This is a genomic window from Acinetobacter sp. SW-226 (assembly GCF_055632855.1).
Genome location: NZ_CM145752.1, coordinates 478,742 through 502,301 on the forward strand (window position 1 = coordinate 478,742; position 23,560 = coordinate 502,301).

At 42.6% G+C, this 23,560-nt stretch carries 28 protein-coding genes; 9 read left to right on the forward strand and 19 right to left on the reverse strand.

Features of this window, described 5'->3' with window-relative positions:
- The first annotated feature begins 11 nt into the window (after positions 1-11).
- Positions 12-434 (forward strand): acyl-CoA thioesterase, encoded by a 423-nt coding sequence (locus tag ACZ8ZH_RS02325; RefSeq protein WP_086210486.1) that lies wholly within the window; start codon positions 12-14, stop codon positions 432-434.
- Between the two features lie 68 nt (positions 435-502).
- Here the strand turns inward: ACZ8ZH_RS02325 and ACZ8ZH_RS02330 are convergent, their stop codons facing one another.
- The 3 genes from ACZ8ZH_RS02330 to ACZ8ZH_RS02340 form a co-directional block, all read right to left on the reverse strand.
- Positions 503-1,000: a nuclear transport factor 2 family protein gene (locus ACZ8ZH_RS02330; RefSeq protein ID WP_110975828.1), complete on the reverse strand. Its 498-nt coding sequence runs from the start codon at positions 998-1,000 to the stop codon at positions 503-505.
- Positions 1,001-1,137: 137 nt separating this feature from the next.
- Positions 1,138-1,638 (reverse strand): DUF4442 domain-containing protein, encoded by a 501-nt coding sequence (locus ACZ8ZH_RS02335; protein WP_470247835.1) that lies wholly within the window; start codon positions 1,636-1,638, stop codon positions 1,138-1,140.
- Between the two features lie 28 nt (positions 1,639-1,666).
- Positions 1,667-2,155, reverse strand: coding sequence for a YajQ family cyclic di-GMP-binding protein (locus ACZ8ZH_RS02340; protein WP_004697619.1), 489 nt, complete (start codon positions 2,153-2,155; stop codon positions 1,667-1,669).
- A 91-nt stretch (positions 2,156-2,246) separates the two neighbouring features.
- Between ACZ8ZH_RS02340 and ACZ8ZH_RS02345 the strand changes: the two genes are divergently transcribed.
- Entirely contained in the window at positions 2,247-2,561 is a 315-nt protein-coding gene (locus tag ACZ8ZH_RS02345) for a rhodanese-like domain-containing protein (RefSeq protein WP_086210483.1), read from the forward strand.
- A 98-nt stretch (positions 2,562-2,659) separates the two neighbouring features.
- Here ACZ8ZH_RS02345 and mnmC read toward each other — a convergent pair whose 3' ends face one another.
- Genes mnmC through ACZ8ZH_RS02365 form a run of 4 tightly spaced genes read right to left on the reverse strand, consistent with a single transcriptional unit; the run spans position 2,660 to position 6,061 of the window.
- Positions 2,660-4,567 carry a bifunctional tRNA (5-methylaminomethyl-2-thiouridine)(34)-methyltransferase MnmC2/FAD-dependent 5-carboxymethylaminomethyl-2-thiouridine(34) oxidoreductase MnmC1 gene (gene mnmC, locus ACZ8ZH_RS02350; protein WP_119064733.1) on the reverse strand — a complete coding sequence of 636 codons (1,908 nt, stop codon included), beginning with the start codon at positions 4,565-4,567 and terminating at the stop codon, positions 2,660-2,662.
- Between the two features lie 36 nt (positions 4,568-4,603).
- Complete coding sequence (locus ACZ8ZH_RS02355) at positions 4,604-5,110, reverse strand: SH3 domain-containing protein (RefSeq protein WP_086210482.1); 507 nt, start codon at positions 5,108-5,110, stop codon at positions 4,604-4,606.
- A 4-nt stretch (positions 5,111-5,114) separates the two neighbouring features.
- Positions 5,115-5,417, reverse strand: a complete 303-nt coding sequence (locus ACZ8ZH_RS02360; RefSeq protein WP_086210481.1) for a YciI family protein — start codon at positions 5,415-5,417, stop codon at positions 5,115-5,117.
- A 29-nt stretch (positions 5,418-5,446) separates the two neighbouring features.
- Complete coding sequence (locus ACZ8ZH_RS02365) at positions 5,447-6,061, reverse strand: septation protein IspZ (RefSeq protein ID WP_119064719.1); 615 nt, start codon at positions 6,059-6,061, stop codon at positions 5,447-5,449.
- A 44-nt stretch (positions 6,062-6,105) separates the two neighbouring features.
- Here ACZ8ZH_RS02365 and ACZ8ZH_RS02370 point away from each other — a divergent pair, with 44 nt between their 5' ends.
- Positions 6,106-6,957: a PHP domain-containing protein gene (locus ACZ8ZH_RS02370; protein WP_119064717.1), complete on the forward strand. Its 852-nt coding sequence runs from the start codon at positions 6,106-6,108 to the stop codon at positions 6,955-6,957.
- A gap of 68 nt (positions 6,958-7,025) precedes the next feature.
- On the opposite strand, the gene ACZ8ZH_RS02375 is transcribed toward ACZ8ZH_RS02370, so the two are convergent.
- Both ACZ8ZH_RS02375 and radC read right to left on the reverse strand, forming a co-directional pair.
- A complete protein-coding gene (locus ACZ8ZH_RS02375) occupies positions 7,026-7,937 on the reverse strand; it encodes a bestrophin family protein (RefSeq protein WP_004983451.1) in 912 nt (303 codons plus the stop codon).
- A 75-nt stretch (positions 7,938-8,012) separates the two neighbouring features.
- Positions 8,013-8,705, reverse strand: a complete 693-nt coding sequence (radC, locus tag ACZ8ZH_RS02380; protein ID WP_119064715.1) for a RadC family protein — start codon at positions 8,703-8,705, stop codon at positions 8,013-8,015.
- A gap of 111 nt (positions 8,706-8,816) precedes the next feature.
- Between radC and coaBC the strand changes: the two genes are divergently transcribed.
- Positions 8,817-10,091, forward strand: coding sequence for a bifunctional phosphopantothenoylcysteine decarboxylase/phosphopantothenate--cysteine ligase CoaBC (gene coaBC / locus ACZ8ZH_RS02385; RefSeq protein ID WP_119064713.1), 1,275 nt, complete (start codon positions 8,817-8,819; stop codon positions 10,089-10,091).
- Between the two features lie 76 nt (positions 10,092-10,167).
- Complete coding sequence (locus tag ACZ8ZH_RS02390; protein WP_119064711.1) at positions 10,168-10,557, forward strand: cytochrome b562; 390 nt, start codon at positions 10,168-10,170, stop codon at positions 10,555-10,557.
- A 60-nt stretch (positions 10,558-10,617) separates the two neighbouring features.
- On the opposite strand, the gene secB is transcribed toward ACZ8ZH_RS02390, so the two are convergent.
- From secB to rsgA, 4 genes are all read right to left on the reverse strand, one after another.
- A complete protein-coding gene (gene secB / locus ACZ8ZH_RS02395) occupies positions 10,618-11,067 on the reverse strand; it encodes a protein-export chaperone SecB (RefSeq protein ID WP_086210475.1) in 450 nt (149 codons plus the stop codon).
- 27 nt (positions 11,068-11,094) lie between these two features.
- Positions 11,095-11,349 carry a glutaredoxin 3 gene (grxC, locus tag ACZ8ZH_RS02400; RefSeq protein WP_004697632.1) on the reverse strand — a complete coding sequence of 85 codons (255 nt, stop codon included), beginning with the start codon at positions 11,347-11,349 and terminating at the stop codon, positions 11,095-11,097.
- Between the two features lie 19 nt (positions 11,350-11,368).
- Complete coding sequence (locus ACZ8ZH_RS02405) at positions 11,369-11,776, reverse strand: rhodanese-like domain-containing protein (protein ID WP_086210474.1); 408 nt, start codon at positions 11,774-11,776, stop codon at positions 11,369-11,371.
- A 97-nt stretch (positions 11,777-11,873) separates the two neighbouring features.
- On the reverse strand, positions 11,874-12,932 hold the full coding sequence (gene rsgA, locus ACZ8ZH_RS02410) for a ribosome small subunit-dependent GTPase A (protein WP_119064709.1): 1,059 nt from the start codon (positions 12,930-12,932) through the stop codon (positions 11,874-11,876).
- Positions 12,933-13,056: 124 nt separating this feature from the next.
- On the opposite strand from rsgA, the gene orn reads away from it, so the two are divergent.
- From orn to ACZ8ZH_RS02425, 3 genes are all read left to right on the forward strand, one after another.
- Positions 13,057-13,611: an oligoribonuclease gene (gene orn, locus ACZ8ZH_RS02415; protein WP_004697635.1), complete on the forward strand. Its 555-nt coding sequence runs from the start codon at positions 13,057-13,059 to the stop codon at positions 13,609-13,611.
- 158 nt (positions 13,612-13,769) lie between these two features.
- On the forward strand, positions 13,770-14,504 hold the full coding sequence (locus ACZ8ZH_RS02420; RefSeq protein ID WP_119064707.1) for a Bax inhibitor-1/YccA family protein: 735 nt from the start codon (positions 13,770-13,772) through the stop codon (positions 14,502-14,504).
- 144 nt (positions 14,505-14,648) lie between these two features.
- Positions 14,649-15,452, forward strand: a complete 804-nt coding sequence (locus ACZ8ZH_RS02425) for an enoyl-ACP reductase FabI (RefSeq protein ID WP_119064706.1) — start codon at positions 14,649-14,651, stop codon at positions 15,450-15,452.
- 157 nt (positions 15,453-15,609) lie between these two features.
- Here the strand turns inward: ACZ8ZH_RS02425 and ACZ8ZH_RS02430 are convergent, their stop codons facing one another.
- Entirely contained in the window at positions 15,610-16,194 is a 585-nt protein-coding gene (locus ACZ8ZH_RS02430; protein WP_162900305.1) for a hypothetical protein, read from the reverse strand.
- A 530-nt stretch (positions 16,195-16,724) separates the two neighbouring features.
- On the opposite strand from ACZ8ZH_RS02430, the gene ACZ8ZH_RS02435 reads away from it, so the two are divergent.
- The gene (locus tag ACZ8ZH_RS02435; RefSeq protein ID WP_119064702.1) at positions 16,725-17,141 is read left to right on the forward strand and encodes a hypothetical protein; all 417 of its coding nucleotides are present in this window, start codon (positions 16,725-16,727) and stop codon (positions 17,139-17,141) included.
- Between the two features lie 24 nt (positions 17,142-17,165).
- On the opposite strand, the gene ACZ8ZH_RS02440 is transcribed toward ACZ8ZH_RS02435, so the two are convergent.
- The 5 genes from ACZ8ZH_RS02440 to ACZ8ZH_RS02460 all read right to left on the reverse strand — a co-directional run bounded on the left by ACZ8ZH_RS02440 (position 17,166) and on the right by ACZ8ZH_RS02460 (position 23,540).
- Positions 17,166-18,575, reverse strand: coding sequence for an efflux transporter outer membrane subunit (locus ACZ8ZH_RS02440; RefSeq protein WP_119064700.1), 1,410 nt, complete (start codon positions 18,573-18,575; stop codon positions 17,166-17,168).
- 9 nt (positions 18,576-18,584) lie between these two features.
- Complete coding sequence (locus ACZ8ZH_RS02445) at positions 18,585-20,576, reverse strand: MacB family efflux pump subunit (protein WP_110974647.1); 1,992 nt, start codon at positions 20,574-20,576, stop codon at positions 18,585-18,587.
- Between the two features lie 2 nt (positions 20,577-20,578).
- The gene (locus tag ACZ8ZH_RS02450) at positions 20,579-21,916 is read right to left on the reverse strand and encodes a MacA family efflux pump subunit (RefSeq protein WP_086210468.1); all 1,338 of its coding nucleotides are present in this window, start codon (positions 21,914-21,916) and stop codon (positions 20,579-20,581) included.
- 115 nt (positions 21,917-22,031) lie between these two features.
- Positions 22,032-23,021, reverse strand: coding sequence for a DNA polymerase III subunit delta (holA, locus tag ACZ8ZH_RS02455; RefSeq protein ID WP_086210467.1), 990 nt, complete (start codon positions 23,019-23,021; stop codon positions 22,032-22,034).
- A 9-nt stretch (positions 23,022-23,030) separates the two neighbouring features.
- Positions 23,031-23,540: an LPS-assembly lipoprotein LptE gene (locus ACZ8ZH_RS02460; RefSeq protein ID WP_086210466.1), complete on the reverse strand. Its 510-nt coding sequence runs from the start codon at positions 23,538-23,540 to the stop codon at positions 23,031-23,033.
- Between the last annotated feature and the right edge of the window lie 20 nt (positions 23,541-23,560).

Here is a 23,560-nt window from a genome sequence, read left to right on the forward strand (position 1 = left end):
TTGGAGTCAACGTGTCAGAGATTCATGTGAAACCAGAAGGGATGCTATCTCTTCAAACGATTGCAATGCCAGCTGATACCAACTGGAGTGGAGATGTGTTTGGTGGTTGGATTGTGTCACAAATGGATTTGGCCGGCGCAATTCACGCAGAACGCTTTAGTAAAGGGCGTTGTGCAACGATTTCGATTAATCAGATGACGTTCTTGGTCCCTGTCAAAGTCGGGGACGTGATTAGTTGTTATACTAAAATTCTAAAAGTAGGCAATACCTCGATTCAAATGGAAATTGAGGTATGGGACAGTCATGATAGTTCACGCCCACCTGTACGTGTAACTGAAGGTGTATTTACCTTTGTGGCAGTGGATGTCAAAGGCAATAAGCGCCAAATTCCAACTGATGTGAAAGAGAAATTTTTTGCCAATCAAGCTAATTAAGCTTGAGACGAGCTAAAAGCCAGTAATAATACTGGCTTTTTTATAATTATTTGAAAAGTGATTAAGCTTTAGAACATCGTGTTGCTATTTGCTGATTCGGCAGGCACGCTCTGCACGGCATCCCAATGTTCTACAATTTTGCCTTGTTCGACACGGAAAATATCAACGACAGCCTCTCCGCGGTCTTGTGCATTTTGGGTGGAGTGGACGTGCAGTACAACCAAATCACCATCGGCAATCACACGTTTGATGGTACTTTTTGCTTGCGGGTGTTCTTTAAAATACTGGGTGAAATAGTTTACAAAAGGCGCTTTTCCGTCTGCAACATAGGGATTATGTTGAATATATTGTGTACCAATATAGCGGTCTGAATAGGTTTGAACCTGATGTTTGCTAAAAACCCCTTCATAAAAGTCCACCACAATTTTTTTATTCTGTTCGGTCAGAGCAGAGGCAGAATGGTGACTCGGCGTTGTTGAAACCGATGTGTTGGCTGGGTTGTGTTGTTGGCAGGCGACAAGCCCTAAAGAAAATAGGGTCGTTGCTAAAATTAGTCTTTTTTTCATTAAGTCAGCTCAAATATTCATATTATGTAGCATGATTTTGAGCTGAGTTGAAGCAAAGATATAGTAAGTTTTAGTCGCGGCTTTAGCGTATTGTTGTAAATTTTATACTTACCAAACAGTAAGTTATATTTACATTCTTATTTTTTTAATGATGCTTTATCGAGCCAAGCCCATAACATTTCACATTGAACAGGTGCTTCACCCGATTCATCCATTACTGTCACAGAAACTAAAGTTTCACCTTTGGCGGTAGTTTGCATCAGTTGCTGTTGTTCTGGTGTTAAGGTGGCTGTCGCTGTCATGGCACCTTTACTTGGACGTTTAAAGTCAATACGCATGCTTTTAATCAGAACGATGCAATGGTCAGGTACATTCATCCCTGTGACAAAACCTGTTGCCGTTTCGGCAATCAAGGCCATGGCACAGGCATGTAGTTGACCAATATGGTTTTGCATAGCTCGGTGGTTTTCAATTTTGACGACGACTTCACTATGATTCACTTGTAAATAACGGATATGAGCACTGCCGACCATGGGAACTATGCGACCAAAAGCTTGACTCCATAATCGCGTAAGCAACGCTTTCGGCAAGCGAGAAGTGGCTTTTACAATTTTAGATAAGCGATTGGCCTTTGGCATAGTTACCTCAAATGATCGAACAAGGGGATTAGTCTTTAAAGTTATTGAACTGTAAAGGCAGACCAAATTGCTGTTCTTTTAAAAACGTCATTACTTGCTGTAATGTATCGCGCTTTTTATCAGTCACACGAATTTTGTCGCCTTGAATTGAAGATTGCACTTTAATGCCGCTTTCTTTAATGGCTTTGTTAATTTTTTTTGCGGTATCTGAGTCAAGTCCGTCTTTTAATTTCACCACTTGAAGTACATTTTTACCTGAAGCGGTCATTTTTTGTGGATCAAGCGCTTGAATATCAACTTTACGCTTAAAGAAATGGTTCTCTAACATGGTATAAACTTGTTCGCACTGGAAATCACTTTCTGTTGAGATTTTAATTTCTTTGTTTTTTTCATTGAGTTCAATTGAAACATCTTGACCGCGGAAGTCAAAACGGGTTGCAATTTCCTTTTGGGTATTCTGAACAGCATGATTTACCTCAAAAATTTCTAATTCTGAAACAATATCAAAAGATGGCATGGATTAGACCTTTACAAATAGAAAGAATATCTGAGATGCTAGGGATGTTTTCTTCATTTGCCAAGTGTTGTTTACATCAAAGGAGTGCGCAATGATCCGTAAACAAGAAATTACAACATTTGAGTTCCCAGAGGATGCGATCATCTGGGATGTACGCGATTCAAATGCTTATGCCGAAGCACACGTGAAAGGGGCGGTTAATCAGCCCATCACGGGACTATCGGCACAGAGCCTTACTCAGGTGTCGACGGGTCAACCGATTTATATATTATGTGGCGGCGGAAGCAAAGCACCACGTGCAGCAGAGCTACTTGAAGGTTTTGATAGTGCACGTGAGTATGTCATTTTAATGGGCGGTACTCGTGCTGCTCGTGATGCTGGTCTAGCCTTAGAGCAGGGCAACTAAGCAACAGCAAAAAAAGCGCCGTAAGGCGCTTTTTTAATGTCTTGGAAATATGAATTTTCTCTATAGCGCCATGCGCTGCACTTGAGTCAAAAGCAGAACTAAGACTGAGCTTTAAAATAAGGCTTTTTGGCTTTGACTTTCTTGTGGAATCGGGTTGGACTGAGCTTTTGTAGCAGTGACTCAGGAACAGGGCAGGCCTCTTTTAGTATCTGTGCCGCTAAAATTTCACTGCATAAAGGCGCAAATAAGAAGCCCTTAGAGCCTAGGCCTGCAAAGCTATAAACTTCAGACTGTTCGGACATTCTACCAAGTACTGGAAAATAGTCCAAACTTTGCGCGCGAACGGATGCACGGCCTTGCCAAGTCCTCACATCAGGAAGTGATTGTGCATAATCTGGAAAGACACTGTGGATAAGCTCGTAGTTATGCACATGGTCTTCAAGCAAAACATCGCTGTCGTCCCGATTCGGATAGAAGGATGCGCCTAAGATGAGCTGTTGAGCATCAAGCTGCATACAATAGCCACCATAGCTATAGGCTTGATCAAGTGCGAATGCTTGTGACGTGTTCTCCACCCAGCTAACTTGTCCACGAATGGGCTTCAGCACAGGGTACTGCTCAAAGAAAGTAGCCGTGTGGCGTGCACAACACACAATCACGTGATCAAACTGACCTAGAGATTGAGCTTGTTCATCTACGATTTCATTGTGCTCTGGATGGATTTGAGTAATGTTGGCTTGTACGAACTGAATCAGCGGATGCGCTAAGATTTGATCTCTGAGTTGATGTGGTGAAACGGCGCCCGCTTCGGTTAAATTCAGACTGGAATATTCAGTGATTAACGCTGAATCAGCAGCGGTTTCGGCTGTCAAAAGACCCGCAGGATATTGTGGTTCGAGATCGAGTAAGTCTTCGGCTTTTTTAAGCGCCAGTTGATGTACTTGAATCGGGCGAAAAGCTTGAAATTTGGAATAGTGCTGTAAAGCATGTTGCCAAGCCAAGGTCATGAGATGTTCATGACTTTGTTCAATCGGACAAAGTTTGGGGTTGAGTAAGGCCAGCGGATTGCCTGAACCTCCTGCGAGTGGCTCAGATTGGTCGTAGAGCGTGACTTGGTGCCCACGCTCAGCAAAGGCCCATGCACTAGTTAAACCTGCAATCCCTGCACCTATGATTGCGATATGGCGCTGTTTAAAAGGGTATGGTCGTTGACCAGGTCGGTTTTGATCCGATACCGATTTGGCGTCTACAGCATCTGATGTATGTTCAGGCTCAGCAGGGAACCAGATGGCTTTGAGCATTTCGCGTTTGTGTTTGAATCCACGTGGGCGTGAAATAGAAATACCATACTGTTTTAAGCCGCGTTTAAGTACACCTGCAACACTAAATGAAGAAAATGTTGTTCCAATGTCAGACAAGCGAACGATGTGATTCAGTACTTGCTCTTCCCATATGTCTGGGTTACAGGCAGGTGCAAACCCATCGAGGAACCATGCGTTAATGCTACTGGTTTTTGCCATACTAGGGAAAACATCGTGGGCATCGCCTAACCACAGGTCTAGGCTAAAACGTTCATTAGGGAAGCTCAGGCGATGACAACCCGCAATCGGATGCGGGTATTGTGTTATCAATTCATCGGCGATCGGTTTAAGTTCAGGCCAAGCATCGAGTGCGCGTATCAGATCAGCCTTAGATAGCGGAAATTTTTCAACTGAAATGGCATGGAGATGGCTGTGGTTATTTGGCCGTACTTGTTGCCAAAGTTGCCAAAGTGCCAAGATGTTGAGCCCTGTGCCAAAGCCAGTTTCACCCACACTAAAATATTCAAAGGGCTGAAGATTTGACAGGCGCTCAGATAAATCGTTGCCATTTAAAAACACATGGCGTGTTTCGAGTAGACCATTGTCTTTGGAAAAATAGACATCGCCAAATTGTTTTGAAACTGGCACATCAATGCCATCAACTTGTTGCCACTCTAAATCGGCAGTTTGAATTGCGCTTGACAAAGCCACAGTACCCTATTGTTTCTAATAGGGCTTAGCTTACCACTGACGACGGCGTTTGGTATAAACGTAACTAGCAATTAAGAAACCCAGTAAGACACCCACAGCGATGGTTGCTGCACCGTAGAGAAACATTTGTGCACTGCGTTCGCTTTGTAAAACCTGTACTTGTACACCGAGGCTGTCATTTTTAAGTTGTAGCTCTTGGTTTTGTGCCAAAGCATCAAGATTGGCTTTTTCTAACTGAGCTAAGCGAGAAGCTTGGTCTTTGACCAATGCTTTGACTTTGGCATCTTGGAGGGCTTTGTTTTTCGCCAATTGTTCAGCGGTGAGCGGTTTGGCTTCCTGTGGTTGACCATTTGGACTAATGGTTGCTACAGCAGGAATAATTTTTGGTTGTGTAGCGGTGTTGTGTCCAGATGGTGGTGGAGCCGCAGTCGTTGCTTGGACGGCAGGGGCTACACTTGGAGCAGGTGCGGTTTCAACCGCCCATGCCATAGAAGAAAGAAGAGATAAACCCAATAAGCTTGTGACAACGACACGCATGACCTTATCCTTGAGGGAATGCTTTATTAAATGGTTTAACATCAATATGACGATAAACCCCTGCTTTTAAGAAAGGCTCTTCCTGTAACCATGCATCGAGTGCTTCACGTGAGTCAAAGTCAACAATGATCGTACTGCCATAAAAACCCGCTTGTGGATTGCTTGGGTCTTTAGGCATTGCACCAGCAACAATTAAACGACCTTCATCATTGAGCTTTTGTAAACGAACAAGATGTTCTGGACGTGTAGCAAGGCGTTTTTCGACAGTCCCTTCCTGATCGGTACATGTGACAACGAATAGCGGCATATGAATTCTCGATGTATGTTCTGGCTAAATTACTCTTCAGAAGATTTAAAGTATTTACGTAATACAATAAACTGAATAATGATAAAGGAAAACATCACGATCATGTCACCAAAAGCCGTGAATTCTCCCCAATATTTTCCGTCCATAAATAAAAATGCGAAAAATACGTGTAAAAAAGACATGAGAGCAAACATGGCCGCCCATGCAAAGTTTAAATTTTTCCAACCTGCGTTGGTTAAATTGAAGATTGGGCCGAACAAACGTTTGATCAGCGGTTTGCGTTCTTTGCCAAAATAAGGGGAAAGTAAGAAAGCACCTGAGAAAATTATATTCAGTAAGGCCGCTTTGAGTTTGATGTAAAAGTCATCTGACAGCATTAAGGTAACACCGCCGAAAATAACCGTCATAAACAACACAATCCACTGTTGTTTGTCTAAACGGAACTTTTGCATGAAGAACAGTGCGCCGTAAACCATCAGCATCGAAATAATTAAACCTGTGGTGGCTACAAGAATATTATTATTATCGACACCCCCAGCAGAACCAATCAATTGAAGTAATGGGTGATCAGTATTTTTCGGATCTACAGTTTTATATAAATAAAAGAAAATGATCAGCGGCACAAAGTCTAAAAGTGCTTTCATGTTAGAGTATCTAAATCTGTTCAAATAAATAGCTAGTATAAGTGATGGAAGGCGTAGATTTACATACTCACAGCAATATTTCTGATGGCACTTTTACACCGAAGCAATTGGTTGATGCTGCAGCAGAAAAAGGTATTCATACCTTGGCTTTGACAGACCATGACACCATGGATGGCCTTGCTTTAGCAGAGTTGGCTGCAAAGTCGCATGCGATGCGTATTATTTCAGGTGTAGAAATTTCCAGTCAGTGGTCGAGACCCTCGACTAAGAAAAACTATGGCGTGCATGTGGTTGCATTGAATATGCAAGATTTAGAGCCACTACAAAAATGTCTTGAACAGCAAAAACAAATCCGCGCGCGCCGCGCCAAAGAAATTTGTGATTTGTTGATTCCACTGATTGGTGAAGACATTTATGCTGATGTTTTGGCGAAAGTTGAACAGATGCCTGACCGCGTGACTCGAACCCATATTGCCAAGACCTTGGTTGAAAAAAAGTATGTGAGTCGCGCGCAACAAGCGTTTGATAAATATATTAAGGAAGGCAAAAAAGCCTACGTGAAATTTGATGGGCTGGGTTTAGAAGAAACCATTCAGGTGATTCATGCCAGTGGTGGTTTTGCAGTATTGGCGCACCCGACACGTTATGATTTATCGGCCACCAATATTCGCTATCTGATTGAAATCTTTGCGCAGTTTGGTGGAGATGCGGTTGAGTTGCCACCCAGTGTTGAACCGACATCTACCCGTCAAATGGTGGATCGGATGATTGCCGAGCATGATTTAAAAGTATCGGTCGGCAGTGATTTTCATGGTGACAATATGCCATGGATTAAATTGGGCAATATTCCCAGAGTCAAAGAGGGACAAGTGGGGATTTGGGATAGTTTTATCTAAATGTTTTGAGGATCGCTACCTTCTCCATGAGCTATATATGGCCTAAGAGAAGGTAAGTGTGAGTTCGCTTAGAGTAGATTATTGTCTTGTGCTTGAATCGGGGGAGGTGTCGGTTTACCTAAAGTCCCAAGCAGTTCAATTTCGATGGTACGTACCATCGAGTCCAGCGGCAAATCATTACTTTGCGTTCCGAAAGGTTCTTCAATTTCCGAACTCAAAGCATCGAGTCCTAAAAAGGTATAGGCCAACACACCAACCAATAGCGGGGTGAAAATACCCAAGGTTGAACCTAAGCTAAACGGTAAAATGAGACAGAAAAAATACACCGTACGATTGAGTAATACCGAGTAGGCAAAAGGTAGTGGCGTTGTCGCAATACGGTCACAACCGGTTTGCACTACACTTAGGTCAGCAACATGCTGATTCAACTGTGCATACACAATGTCGCTAATTTCACCTTCTTTTAATGCTTGCATTAACTCCCACTGAATCAAACTGAGGGTGTACTGCGGGGCATTGGCTTGTTGATACAGCTGAGTCAGTGCATTTTGACTTAGGCCACTGGTTTCCACCAGTTCCGTAGGATTGGCTGTTTGATGGCGTAAACGGTCACGCAAGACATTGGCAAAGACAATCACATGTTGAATTACACGTTCACGACGACCTTGGGTCAAGATACGACAGTCACGGTCAAAGTGACGTGAATTGGCAATTAAAATACCCCATAGCTTCCGTGCTTCCCACCAACGGTCATAGCAGGCACTATTTTTAAAGCCGAGGAAAATAGAAAGGACTACCCCAATGAGGGTGAAGCCGACCAAGGGCAGTTCAGGGAAATGAAAATAGCCGACATAGGACAAAATGCCAATAATGGCAGAGACCAACATGACCACGCCCAAAGGGGGTAAAACTTTGGGAAGAATGGTGCCACGCCATGAAAAAAGCACCTTAAAAATACTGGGCTGATCACGCACAATCATGTGATTAGAATTCTTTTACAATTTTGCTTGATCTTCATATTTGTCGTGGTATTTGTCAATCATTTGTCTGCATATTTAAGCGGGTTGGATCAGGTCGTGTTCAGCAAAAGAAAAAGTACCTTCGGGCGATAAAATAAAATGATCAATCAGTTGAATGTCCACAAGCTGACTGGCTTGAAGAATACGCTCGGTCAGTCCGATATCCGCCGCGGAGGGCTGAGCTTTTCCAAGCGGATGGTTATGGGCAATCACGACAAAGGTAGCATGTTGAGCAATACAATAACGGAGCAATTGGTTGATCGAAATTTCACAGGAATTGACCGCGCCAAAAAACAACTTTTTAAAGTTTATTTTTCTTAAATGTGCGTCGAGACAGAGCACGGCAAAAACCTCTTGGTTCTCGCTTGAAAATTCATATTGTAAAAACTTGAGTAACTGAGCTGAATGATTGAGCTCTAACTTTTCTTGCTTGAGCTGCTGACTACTGTAGCGTCGTCCCAATTCTTTGACGGCCATTAATTGTGAATACTTGGTCGGACCAATGCCGTGAAATTGGCTGAGTTCGGGCAGTTCAGCATCGAAAACGGCATTCAGACTGCCGAAATGCTGTAACAGCAGACGGGCCAATTCGACCGCAGAATGTTGTGTTGAGCCCGAGCGGATAAAAATAGCCAGTAGTTCCGCATCAGAGAGGCTGGCAGGCCCTTGTTGTAACAAGCGTTCACGTGGCCGTTCTTGTTCGGGCCATTTTTTTATAGATAAGTGCATTCTTTTATACTTTTTTATTCTTAATTTGAGGAACATTACCCAACCGATTATTGGGTATAAGACTATTTAATGCTATTGTGAGCGCCACTGCAACAGAAAGGTAGCCTGTTCGTGAGCTTTGATCTCAGTGTGATTCCAAATAAAAATATCCTTTTAGCTGTTACGGGCGGTATTGCTGCCTATAAAAGTGCCATCTTAGTTCGTCGTTTAAAAGACGCAGGTTTTCAAATCCGTGTGGTCATGACCGAAGGCGCACAAGCCTTTATTACCCCATTAACATTCCAAGTCTTGTCAGGCAATCCTGTGCATACTGAATTGTTAGACCCTGAAGCCGAAGCGGGCATGGGACATATTGAGCTGGCACGCTGGGCAGACTTGCTTTTGGTTGCGCCTGCTAGTTGTAACACCATTGCAAAGTTTGCTGCGGGTTTAGCTGATGACCTGCTTTCTACTTTATATTTAGCCACCAAAGCCCCTGTGTGGGTTGCACCTGCCATGAACCAACAAATGTGGGCAGCAAAAGCGACGCAGCGTAATTTAGCGACTTTGGTAGACGATGGCGTGCATGTAATCATGCCAGATGCGGGTGCTCAAGCTTGTGGTGATGTTGGGTTAGGTCGTATGCCTGAGCCTGAGGATTTGGCACATCAAGTGACAGAATACTTCCATAAAGCGCAGCGTGCCATGGCTGAAAAATTTGGGATGCTGGCCGGTAAAAAAGTCACCATTACTGCTGGGCCAACGCGTGAAGCGATTGATCCTGTGCGTTATATTTCCAACCACAGTACGGGTAAAATGGGCTTTGCTCTTGCCGCTGCATGTTATGCGGCTGGAGCCAAAGTAACTTTAATTGCAGGTCCTGTCAGCTTAGATACGCCGAATGGTGTACGCCGGATCAATGTTTCATCTGCCATGAAAATGTTGGATATCAGTATGCAAATGTTGGATGAAGGCTGTGATGTGTTTATCGCGACTGCTGCTGTTGCAGACTATCGCGTTGCAGAAGTTGCAGAGCATAAGATTAAGAAAGCAGGGGATGAGCTCAATGTTTCTTTAATCAAAAACCCTGATATTGTGGCGACCATTGCACAGCAAGATAAACGCCCATTCATGGTTGGCTTTGCAGCAGAAACACGCAATGTCGAAGAATATGCTGCAGGTAAATTAGTCGCGAAAAAGCTCGATATGATTGCTTGTAATGATGTGTCACGCCCTGATATTGGTTTTGCTTCTGATGAAAATGCGATGATAGTCTTTTTTGCAGAACATTATAAAATGCAAAAACGTGATCTGGAAAAAGCGTCGAAACAAGAAATTGCGTTGCAGTTGGTTGAAGCGATTCATGATGCTTTACACCGAGACCCTGAAAGTGATGATGATTTTTAATTTACATCGTTCTTAGTTTTTGCCATATTTAATGCAGCCTTAGGCTGCATTTTTTTGCAAACTCATAGGAATAAGAATGAAAACACTATTAAAGGTCGTGCTGTTGAGCAGTGGTATATGTTTGGCAGGATTTGCACAAGCATCGGAAGTGCTAGAAGGCGCGATGAAATCTTTGGCGAAGAACTCAAAGGCTTTTGCTCAAGCCCAGACTGCCACAGAGGCAAATAACGCATTAACTGAAATGCAAAAAGCCGCAGTAACTGCCAAACAAAATAAGCCCGGAAAGTTAGCGAAACAAGCAAAAGACAGTGCTCAAGTGAAGCAATATGAGCAAAGTTTTGATGTATTATCTCAAGAGATTGAACATGCTCAACATCTCGTACATGCAGGAAAGTTGACTGAAGCCAAACAAAGTTCAGCCAAGTTTGAAGCCATTAAGCAGCAAGGTCATAAAACGTTTAAATAATTCAGTACAATAAAAAAGACCGCAAAAGCGGTCTTTTTTATGTTTGAAGGGCTTAAAAGTTTAAGCTTGACCTTCAACAGCAGCGGCTTGAGCACGCTGCATATTTGCTTCGAACTCAGCATCAAAGTTAATTGGTGTAAGTAACAATTGTGGGAAGCTACCTTTAGTCACCATGTCATTCACCGCTTCACGAAGGAACGGGAATAAAATGTTTGGACAATATGCACCTAAGATGTATGGAAGACGTTCTTCTTCAACAGCATCTACAAGGAAAATACCCGCTTGAGTGACATCAACAATAAACGCCGTGTCGCCTGCATTGTTTGCTTGTACAACCACTTTAAGTGAAACTTCGTAGTGAGTTGGATCAACTTTTTCAGCAGAAGATGACAAGTTGATGTTCAACTCTGGTTGCCATTCTTTGGTAAAAACTTGCGCCCCAGGAACTTCAAAAGAAATATCTTTTGTGTAAATACGTTCTAAAGCAAGTTGTGGTTGAGCTTCACTCATTTTCTAATCCTTAATATGCTGAGCTAATTATGCCAATAGTTGGTCGAGTTTGCCTTCACGCTCTAAAGCATAAAGTTGATCGAAACCACCAATAAATTGGTCATCAATAAAAATTTGTGGGACCGTACGGTGATTTGTACGTTGCATCAGTTCAATGCGGACTTCAGGCGCTTCTTTAGATAAATTAATTTCTTTATATTCAACGCCTTTACGCTCAAGGAGCTGTTTTGCGCGAACGCAATATGGACATACAGTCGTTGAGTAAATAGTGACTTGAGCCATGAGTTTCTCCTTGTGCGAATTATTTAGCTTTGACCAGTGGTAAGCCTTGAGCTTTCCAGTTGCTAATCCCGCCATCTAAACGATAGCTGTCAGTATGCGCAACTTGTTGTAAAGCAGTGCCTGCCACTTGACCTAAGTTACAGATGAACACGAGTGGACGATCTGCAGCTTTTAACTCTTCAACATGTTTGGTAATTTGGCTGTAGGGAATGTTGCGACTTCCACTGATATGACCTTCACGGAAATCTTTGGCATCACGTAAGTCAATCAACATGGCATTTTTAGCTTTCACTAAAATACCTAAAGATTGTGGTGAAATTTTGCGACCATTGCGTTGTCCTTCAAGTACGAAAAACAAAACAACCAATACCGCAAGTGTTCCAAATAAGAAGGGGTGATTCCCCATAAACTCCAACCAACGTTCCACAAGTCACCTAAATTACAATTCAAAAATTGCTAGAGAGTATAGCTCATAAAATATGGTGATCAAAATCACCGCTTCAAGGGCTAAGGTTGAATAAAAATTAATTTTTTTGCTGAGCTTCAGCAATTTCATCAATCAGACGTAAATAGCTGTCTAAACGGCGCGTTAAAATTTCACCATTTGCCGCAGCTAAGCGTAAGGCGCATTGTTTTTCATGTTTATGGGTGCAGTTCCGGAACTGACAGTAGCCCAACAAGTTTTCAATTTCAGGAAAACCATGTTGCACTTTGTCTGCATCTAAGTGCCATAAACCAAACTCACGAATTCCCGGTGAGTCAATCAACGAGGCACCTTCGCCAAAACCAATCAAACGGGTAGAAGTCGTGGTGTGCTGCCCTAAGGCTGAGTTTTCAGAAATCACATTGGTTTTTTGTGCAGCGTCAGGCACGATGGCATTAATCAGGGTGCTTTTGCCAACACCAGACTGACCGACAAAGGCTACCGTTTCATTTTTTAAACGCTGGGTCAGAGCCGTTAAGTCACCATCGGCTTGTGTTTGCATCACTTCATAGCCTAAGGCTTGATATTCCGCAATCAACGCTAAAATTGGGTCATTGTCTTTAAGCAAATCGGTTTTGTTCAGCACCAACAGTGCTGGAATATTGGCATCGGCACAGGCCACCAAATAACGGTCAATTAGACCTGGTGCAGGCTCAGGCAGTGGCGCAAACACAATCACAATCAAGCTGATATTGGCAGCGACAGGTTTCACTTTATGATAACGGTCTGGGCGAGTCAGTAGCGACTGACGTGGCTGTATGGCATTGATGATTCCCAGCCCTGTATTTGGGTCGGCTTGCCATTTGACACGATCACCAGTGACCAATAGTTCGAGGTTGGTACGTGTATGACAGCGCCAAATACTGCCGAGTTCAATCGGTTTCCAAAACGGTTCAGGCTCGCCTGCTTGTACCGTCGGTTTGATGGGATGTGGATCTGGAGTCGTAAGGGCTTGCACTTCAAGCTGACGGCCATAGTGTTGTACCACCAAGCCTTCTAAGTCATTTGAAGTGTCGATATCTTCTTGACGTGTTTGCTGTTGTTTCTGAATGCGACGTTGTTGCTGTTCAGTTAAACGACGTTTACGAATTAAAGCCATTCATATCCTAAAAAACCATGAATTCAAGATGGCAAAAATAGCACGAAGCAGGGTAGCAGTTACAGCATCGAAGCAATTAATTTGCTACTATCATCGTTTTTAAGCCGAATAAGATTGCACATTTATGAGCAGCACCGCTGATACGCGTTTGATTTGGATTGACCTTGAAATGACAGGTCTCGATACAGATAACGATCAAATTATTGAAGTTGCTACAATTGTGACGGATGATAACTTAAATATTTTAGCTGAAGGGCCTGTGCTTGCTGTACATCAGCCAGATCGCGTGCTGAATGCAATGGACGAGTGGAACACCCGCCAACATGGTCAATCAGGCTTAATTGAACGTGTACGTCGCAGTAAATTGACGGCACAGGATGCTGAGCAGCAAACTTTAGAATTTCTAAAGAAATGGGTCAATCCAAAAAGCTCACCGATGTGTGGCAATTCAATCTGCCAAGACCGTCGTTTTTTACACCGTTTAATGCCTGAAATGGAACAATATTTCCATTATCGTAATTTAGATGTGTCTTCGGTTAAAGAGTTGGCTAAACGCTGGCGTCCAGAAATTATGAGTGGCTTGAAAAAGAATGCTTCACACTTAGCGATGGATGACATTCGTGATTCGATTGCGGAACTGAAGTATTATCGCGAATACTTTTTTATTATGAATAAATAAGTACTAAAGAAAGAGGCGTTAGCCTCTTTTTTATTGAAATCGAATAGAATAAAGCTGAGGGTGTTTGTGTAGAAAAAAGAAACACTTTTTTGCTATACAAGTTTAAAACAAGCTTTATGATAAAGTAAATTAATTAAATTATAACAAAGAGTTGAGTTATGCAAAGTAATAACCCTATTTTGAACCGCGTGGAAACACATGCGGATTATAGTCAACCGATGACTGTTCAAGGTGCTATTCAGAAGTCTGTATTACTTACAGTGATTGCGGCTGTGGTCGGTATGGCACTGTTTTTATACTGTTTCATGAGCTTAAATATTTCGCTGGCTTATGCTGCAACCTTAGTCGGTGCGATTGGTGGTCTAATTTTAGGTCTCATTGCAACCTTTAAACCGAATACCGCTCGAACTCTTGCTATTCCTTATGCCTTGTTTGAAGGTGCTTTTTTGGGAGGGGTATCGGTCATTTTCCAATTGAAATATCCCGGTGTGCCTTTACAAGCACTGTTGGCAACTTTTGTCACCACTTTGGTGATGTTTGGTTTGTATCGTTTTCAAATAATTCGTGCCACAGAAAAATTCAAATCTGTGGTGATGTCGGCTTCAATTGCCATCGCAATTGTCTTTGTGGTGCAAATGGTGATGCGTTTGGCTTTTGGTTCAAGTATTCCATTTTTATTTGAAAACAACTTATTAGGTTTAGGTTTTGCTGCTTTTGTTGCAGTGATTGCATCACTTAACTTGATTCTAGATTTCGATTTGATTGAAAGTGCTGCGGCACAACACGTGCCGAAAGCGATGGAGTGGCTGTGTGGTATTGCACTACTAGCGACTTTGGTGTGGATGTACTATTCATTCCTGCGTCTACTCAGCATGCTGCGTGGCGATGACTAATCGCTCGAGTCTTAACACATACGCCCCTTCATCGGGGCGTATGTGTTATTGAATGTTGATGAATTGAAAAAAGGCGCATTATGCAATTTCGGTTTCAACTTAAACTTGGCATTATGCAGATAAATTATTTTGAGTGAGAGTCACATGGCACAAGGACTATTGGCTGGAAAGCGTTTTTTAATCGCAGGTATTGCAAGTAAATTATCAATTGCATTTGGTATTGCTCAAGCGCTTCACCGCGAAGGTGCGGAACTTGCGTTTACTTATCCAAATGAAAAACTGAAAAAACGTGTGGATGAATTCGCAGCACAATTTGGTTCAACGATTGTTCTACCGTGTGATGTGGCTATTGATACTGAAATTGAACAGACTTTTGTTGAATTGGCAAAACATTGGGATGGTTTAGATGGTGTAGTGCATTCGATTGGTTTTGCACCTGCACATACCTTAGATGGGGACTTTACTGATGTAACGGATCGTGATGGCTTTAAAGTGGCGCATGACATCAGTGCATATAGTTTCATTGCGATGGCACGTGCAGCGAAGCCATTATTGGTTGCACGTCAAGGGTGCTTATTGACCTTGACTTACCAAGGTTCTGAGCGCGTGATGCCAAACTACAACGTGATGGGTATGGCGAAGGCATCATTAGAAGCGGGTGTACGTTATTTGGCTTCAAGCTTGGGTGCAGAAGGGATTCGTGTGAATGCGATTTCAGCAGGCCCAATCCGTACTTTGGCGGCATCAGGTATTAAATCGTTCCGTAAAATGTTAGACGTCAACGAAAAAATTTCACCACTTAAACGTAATGTGACCATTGAAGATGTCGGTAATGCCGCATTATTCCTTTGCTCGCCTTGGGCAAATGGTATTACTGGTGAAATCATGTATGTTGATGCAGGTTTCAACACTGTGGGGATGAGCCCAGACTTGATGCTAGATGAATAATTAGTTTGATCTAAATTATTTGATAAAGCCGCTTTTATAGCGGCTTTATTTTTTAAGATTGTGAGATATTCAAATTAGAACGCTCTAGCTTGATTGGAGTGAGAAGGTATAGCTTTTTAATGTTGTCTCATTGAGTTACATTTGTTGATAGTACCATTCAGCGCGTATAAATCTCTCTGTAGCCACCTAATTGCTTCAATGCCTCCATAAAGCTATCAGGTGCATTTGTACCGCGAGCCAAGAATAGAGTGGTTGGAACAGCATAAAGTACGAGCTCTTTTTCTGAGTTCTCTTGCTGTGCTTCTGTTGCCTGCCTGTGGGCTTGGGCTAGCCATTCCGCTTCATGCTCCGACGTTAGTTTTTTCGTGAGTTGATTTATATGTGCATAGACTAGCTCACAATACTCTATCGCAACATGCTCAGCAGGAAGAAGTCCTTTGTGGATGACTGCATTTCGGAATTCTTTCCATGTTTTTGTTTTACTTTTGGGGGTGTTTGGAAGTGTTGGCTTCATATTGTCAATCAATTCTGGAGATTCGTTTGACCATAGGAGCATACAAAACATGAAAGCGCCAAACTGACGTTCTGATGCAGCATCAACTAAGCGCCATGCTGCGTTTAATTGTTCGTCGGGAATTTTTTGACTCGCACAGATGACACGAACGCATAGTTCATAAAACCGCTCGAGTGCAGCTGCAATGGTTGCGATTGCCTCTCTAGGATATCCATCAGCTAGTGCCATTGCTCCAATCTCAAATAAAACTTCGTGCTTATGCTGAGTCAGAGCAACGAGCGTAGTGTGTCTGCGAGCGCAAGTGGCTTCGTGAATATTACTGTCGCCAATCTCTAGATACGAGAAGACGGGTTCTCGAATTCCATCTTGATCAAAACACTTTATACATGGCATCTTTAGCTTCAAATCATGCTCCTATTGCTATCTTCGTGTGGGATTCGATAAGCCTTGCCACAGTTATATGACAGACTTGCCGTATAACCATTTTGAGTATCTTATTAATTATGATTATATTTTTATCAACATATAAAACAGCAATATGTACGTCAACAAAAAACTCTGATTAACATAACTTCATAAGGTTTGACGTGAAACTTAATTCAATAATTAACTATATTTTTAAACATATCGAAAAATATACCTAATCATTTGGCATCGAATATTTTATATGCTAATAAATCCTAGTTTTTGTTGAATTAAAATTCTAAAGATAATGTCGATAAAAATATAATTTTTAGCTTTCGGGGTAGGTAAAAAGCGTGAAAAAAATAACTGTTGTTTTTGGATTAGTCACTCTTCTTTCACTTCAAGGTTGTGCCGCAGTGATGGCGAGTAACCAGCCGCATAAAAAGAATCTGACGGTTTTAGAGGTTGGAAAACACCGTAATTATGTGATTTCTGAATTGGGTGCGCCAGTCACCTCAGAAAACGTCAATCGAGAACGTAAAGAGATTTATACTTTCCAACAAGGCTACTTAAAAGCAGCCAGAATCAGTCGTACGTTATGGCACACGACTGCGGATATTGCCTCGATTGGTCTATGGGAAGTGATTGGCTCTCCAGCCGAGATGTATTTCGATGGTCAGCAACTTTCCTATGAAGTTGTTTTTGATGATCAAGACAATATTAAACGTATTCACCAGATCCAGAATAATCCAGATCTGGTGAAAGAATAAGAAAACAAAACAATAGTGCTCGGACTATTGTTTTGCTAGTTCTTTTACAGGACTTCCACCTAAGGCTTGCATCAAGGTCACGTAAGCGTTGTATTGGCTTTGTTTGGTATTGACCAAGGTTAAGCGAGCAGTACGCGTGGTTTCTTGTTGATCCAACAAGGTTTTTAAAGCCACGGCACCATAGCGATAACGCACTTGGGTCAAACGTTCCACTTTTTCAGCCAGTTCTAAATTCCGCTGTTGTAATTGTACTTGTTGACTCAACTCAGTTCGTGCAGACAGTGCATTTTCCACATCGGCAAAGGCTTGGTACAAGGTCTGACGATATTGCACGATGGCTTTTTCATAGTCCAATTGACTAATCGCAAGGTCGCGTTTCATATCGTTATATTGCAAGAACGGTAGACTTAAACTTGCGCCTAATGTTAGTGCAGGGTTCTTGAGCAGTTGCGTGAGTGAAGTGCTCGTTGATCCTAGATTCCCTGTCAAACTGATCGAAGGATAATAGCTCGCCGTGGTAGCATCTTTAGTGGCTAAACTCTCACGTAAACGTAGCTCAGCCGCTTTTAAGTCTGGACGGCGTGACAAAATGTCGGCAGGTAAGCCTGCTGCAATACTTGGCAAAGCCAAACGTGGTAAACGCTGTGGTTCATCAACACTTAACTGCTGCACAGGTATATGCAGTAACACTGCAATTGCGGTACGGGTCTCGACCAAACTTTGCTGAATTTGACTTAGACTGGCTTTTTGACTTTGTACGGACTGTTCCGCTTGGGTTAAGTCCAGTCCTGATACAGCCCCAGCTTGATACTGAACTTTAACCAAGTCATAGAGTTTTTGTGAGGTGGCAAGGCTTTGCTCAGCTGTTATACGGCTTTCATTATAATAGGCCAATTGCCAATATAGCTTCGCCGTGGTGCCAATTAAGCTTTGAGCAGTGGCTTGTAAATCTTGCTCGGTGGCAAGAGCTTCCCATCTTTTTGCTTCAGTTTGACGGGCCAATTTACCAAATAAATCGACTTCATAACTTAAACCTGCACCTAAAGACAGACCGCTTGAGCTGTCATTGCCTGAGTTTAAGTCGAACTGATGACCTGTAGATACCGTAGAGCTGACACGTGGCTTTTGCTGATTTTCTGCAAGTTCTGCTTGTAAGCGTGCTTGCTTTAAGGTCATCCCTGCAACGGCCAGATCGGCATTTTTTGCGAGCACGGCATCGACCAGTTGATTAAGCTGTGTATCGCCAAACAACGTCCACCATTGGTCGGTATAAATCGCTTGTTGGCGTTGTTGTGCAGTCGCTTTGTCATACTGAAACTGAGTCGGCGTTTGTACGACTGGCGTTTGATAAGGGGTTTTAACCACGGCTGCACAACCAACCAATGTGCTCCCAAGCAGCATTGCAGTACAAAGGCGTGTAAATAAAAAAGGCATATTTTTTCCTTATTCTCGAGCGAGTGCTGCAACAGGATCAAGTTTGGCTGCATTTTTTGCAGGTAAGAAACCAAACACCACACCAATTAAAGTTGAACAGACAAATGCGGCAATAATGGACGTGGTGGAATAAGCCACAGCAAAATTATCCCCTGCAAACTTCTCAATGATTTGCCCTAGTCCAAGGGAGAGTAGTACACCCAAAACACCACCAATTAGGCAGACTAGAATGGCTTCAATCAAGAACTGCTGTAAAATATCACTCTGACGTGCACCTACGGCCATCCGAACACCAATTTCTTGCGTCCGTTCTGTGACCGATACCAGCATAATATTCATCACACCAATACCACCAACTACCAATGAAATCACCGCAATAGCAGAAACCAATAGGGTCATGGTACTGGTGGTTTTTTCAATGGTTTGGCGAATACTGTCACTGTTCATGGTAAATACGTCTTGTTGACCATGACGTAGGGTGAGTAAGTTTACAATCGCATTTTCAGCAGCACTGGTTGAATATTTATCATTGATTTGCACAATAATATTGCGCACATTGCTCTGACCGAGCATACGGCTCATTACTGTCGTGTAAGGCATATAGACATTTAAGGTGTCATCAGAGCCCATAGCACTGTTTTGTGGTTCCACGATTCCAATAATGCGCGCAGGCACGCTGCCAAGTAAGACCACTTGACCGACAGGATCAGATCCGTCACTAAAGAATTGTTTTTGGGTGTTGGTATCAATGATTACGTCTTGGGTACGATCACGTACACTACGCTGATCAAAGGTTTGTCCACTTTTAAAGGTGAGACCTTTGACTGTAAAGTAGTCGGCACCAATTCCATTGATCGTGGCACTGGCTTCATTTTCTTGATAACGAATCGTTTTGGATGAACTCACCATGGGGCTGACAGCACTCACATAGGGTTGAGTTGCTAAAGCGTCGGCATCGCCTGGAACAAGCGTTTTGAAATTAGCCGTTTTAGAGTTGTCACCGAAGCCACGTCCCTGAAATACGGTAATGGTATTGGTTCCTAGGCTACTAATATTATTCAAAATCTGCTTCTGTGAGCCATTTCCTAATGCCACTACAGTTACGACAGACGCAATTCCGATAATAATACCGAGCATGGTCAAAAAAGTTCGCATGCGGTGAGCATTCATGGACAACAGTGCCATGCGGAAAGCTTCACCTAGACGGTCGAGCAAGGAGCGCCATGCTGAGACGCTTTTATTTTTTTCTTGCTGGGCAGAAATCGCAGTTTCTGCATCTGGATCTGTATGTAGTTCTGTGTCGTATTCGGGTTGATTAACTCGGTCGGCAATGATTAGACCATCACTGATTTCAATAATACGCGAGGCATTTTTTGCCACTTGCATGTCATGAGTGACCAAAATAATGGTATGGCCTGCGGCATTCAGTTCGCGTAAAATTCGCATTACTTCGATACCGCTATGCGAGTCTAATGCGCCTGTTGGTTCATCAGCGAGAATAACATCTCCACCATTCATTAGCGCACGTGCAATTGAGACACGTTGTTGTTGACCCCCAGAAAGTTGACTTGGACGGTTTTGAGTTTTGTTACCTAAACCTAGTTCCGTCAGTAGCGCAGTGGCTCTCTGCTTTCTTTGATAAGGGCTCACTCCAGCATAAACGGCAGGAACTTCGACATTTCCCTCGGCTGAGAGATCACCCAAGAGATGATAACGCTGGAAAATGAAACCAAAATACTCACGACGCAACTCAGCCAGTTGGTCTGGTTCAAGTTTGCCAGTTTCTCGTCCATTGACCTGATAACTACCTGAAGTTGGTCGATCAAGACAACCTAAGATATTCATGAGGGTCGATTTACCTGAACCCGATTGCCCGACAATGGCAACCAGTTCACCCTCATAAATGGTCAGATCAATCCCTTTGAGAATTTGTACAGTACTTTCGCCAGCTGGAAACTCTCGCACCAAATTGCTGACTTCAAGCAAGGCTCTTTTTGTCATGCTTACATTCCCATCGGTGGGCCGTTACGACGACGGTTGCTGCTGTTTGCGGTTGCAGCGGCAGTATCAGAGCTGTCAGCAATGACCACTTGATCACCTTCTTTTAAGCCTGCAATAACTTGTGCATTGACACGGTTATTAATACCAACCAAGACTTGTTTAGGTTGAGCAGAACCATCTGCCTGTAAAACACGAACGACACTCACCGTTGCTTTGCCGTCTTTGACCAATTGTTGCTGTGCAGCATTTAATTTGAGACGCTCTAAGCGAGGAGCTTGTGGATGATCTGCATCAGATTTATTTTGTGCAGAAGATGCAGCCTCTGTATTAGAGTTACTACTACGATTTGCATTTGTAGTGCGGGTAGAAAGCGCAGAAGAAGGGACAAGCAAGGCATTTTTTGCAGAGTCAAGTACGATATATACTTGTGCTGTCATATCAATACGAAGTTTGCCATCGTGATTTGGCACATCAAATAGCGCATTATAATAAATAGCTGTACTTGTAGATGTACTGGTACTGGTGTCATCATCTGTAATTGAGTCTGGTGCAGGCTCAACCTGACGCAAACTTGCATAACGTTTGCTGTCATCCCCTAAAGTTGTAAAGTACACAGCTTGTCCTTTTTGCACTTTCATAATGTCCGCTTCACTGACCTGTGCCTTAATGGTCATATTTTGTAGTTTTGCAATTTTGACAATGGTTGGTGTACTTTGATTAGCATTCACCGTTTGACCTTCTTCAGTCACAATCGCAACAACGGTACCGTCAGTCGGTGCCACAATACGGGTATAACCAATATTGGTTTGAGCTGTTGATTTGGTCACTTTTGCAGATTCAATTTGTGCATCAATCGCTTTTATTTGGGCTTGGGCTGTTTTATAGCTTGCTTCGGCAGATTCTAATTCTGCTTTAGATGTTGCATCTTGGGCATACATTTGTTGTTGACGTTTATAGGCCAACTGCATTTCATTTAAGTTGGCTTCTTGTTGTAGGCGCTGCGCTTCTAGATTCTTAATATTTGCTTCTGCTGTTTTAAAGCTGTTTTCTTGGGTCGTTGAATCAATTTGAGCGATTAATTGTCCTTGTTTGACTTCGTCCCCTAATTGCACATACATTTTTTGTACTTGGCCTGATACCTGTGCACCGACACTTACCAGTTTGGTCGCATCTAAAGTACCTGTAGCTAATACCGTGTTTTCGAGGTCGCCACGACTAACACTTTCGGTAATATATTGAGGTTGTTCTTGTTTTGGCTTGAAGTATGTCCATGCGACATAAGCAACTACAGCAATACAGAGTACTGCTATGATCATTTTAAAAGCTTTTATTTTTTGCATTGGAATCAGGGAGTAAACAAAATTAGGAACATTATAGAAGCGAAATACGGATAAATCGTGAATTTTTTGAACAAATAGAAATGATTATTATTTTAAAAATGAAGATACCGTGAATTTAAGCTGGAAAAAGTGATTTTCCACAGAGTGAGGCAATCGCTTGCATCACGACATGTTCTGCATTTTCATGTTGTAAACCCTTAATTGAAGCATCAATCCGTAGTAATAAATGGGGCCATGTCAAAAAACAGTGCGGATTTAGTCGACGTAAAGCGTGTTGATAGACGCTAACTTTATTTTTCCAAATGCCGAGTTGTAGCGCATTTTGTGGTTGTTCAAATAGTTGCATCAATAAACGCATTTCTTTGCTGATACTCCACAAAATCAGACTGAGAGGTTCGCCTGAAGCAATCAGATATTGATAAATTTTAATGGATTGCGCTAAATTTCCTTCGAGTAGGGCATCGCTTAAATCGAAGGTGCTATAACGGGACTGGTCTTGCAAACAAGCTTGTAAGTGATCAATTTGAATCAGTTCAACTTCAGCAAAAGTATCGCTGACACGCATCAAGCTGTTTTTTGCTGCAAGTAGGTTATGTTCATGATGCTGTTCTAACCATTGCCATGCATCCTGACTGAGTTTTATCCCCAGTTTATCTGCTTCAATGCCTAAAATCTGCTGACGATCCCGCGGATAATTCGCGGTCAGGGCCACATGCACACCATTGGCTTCAACAGTTTGAAAAAAGCCAGTTTTTAGGCTAGCACTGTCTTGCTTGGGCATCACGACCAAAAGCAAATTCTGTTCATTGTTTTGGATATAACTTTTTAGCAGCTTAAGGCCGTTGGCATCAGGCTTAATATTGCCATGAACTTCAATGGCTAACTGGCTGGAAAATAAGGATAAGCTGTTGAGTGCATTAAAGACATTTTTCCAATCATTAACATTATTAATGTCATGACGTTGCCGTTCGATCTCTTGTTTTTGCCAGCTGATCCGAAATGCATCTAGTAAGTTTTGTTCAAGTAATGGCTCTTGACCTTGCATCACCCACGCACCACGGGCTTCATCGACACGTTTTAAGGCTTGCAGATAGTCAAGTTTCATTCAATAACCTTATTGTTGGGCAGGGGGTAAACGATTCAAAGAAATCTGACGAACAATTTGTTGAGCAATATCATCGACGATGACTTGGTTCAAGTAAGTCTTTTCTTGATCATCGGTGTTGACGGTTTCAACGTTATATTGGTATGTACGTGTCGCGACAACTGTTCGTGGCTCCGTAATCGGGCGACCTTGCGCATCTTCAATACGGAAGGTGACGTTTAGTCGTAAAATGACTTCAATCAGTTTACCATTGAGTTCTAAACGCTGTGGTTTATAGTCTAAAACATGGAGTACATAGGCATCTGAACCATTGCTCAACTGAACCCCAGATGCACCAAGGTAGATGGCTAATTTTTCATGTAACTCATCAGTGTCTTTTGGCAGAACTAGATTTATTTTTGAATAAGCAATCGGTGTTGTACTTGGGTTGGTTCCTTTTAAATGAAAGCCACAACCGACTAAGCTTGCACCTAGGCCACAAGTTAAAACAATGGCTGCCAAACGTTTGCCTAAATGCATGTGTTGTCCTCTGTTTTGCT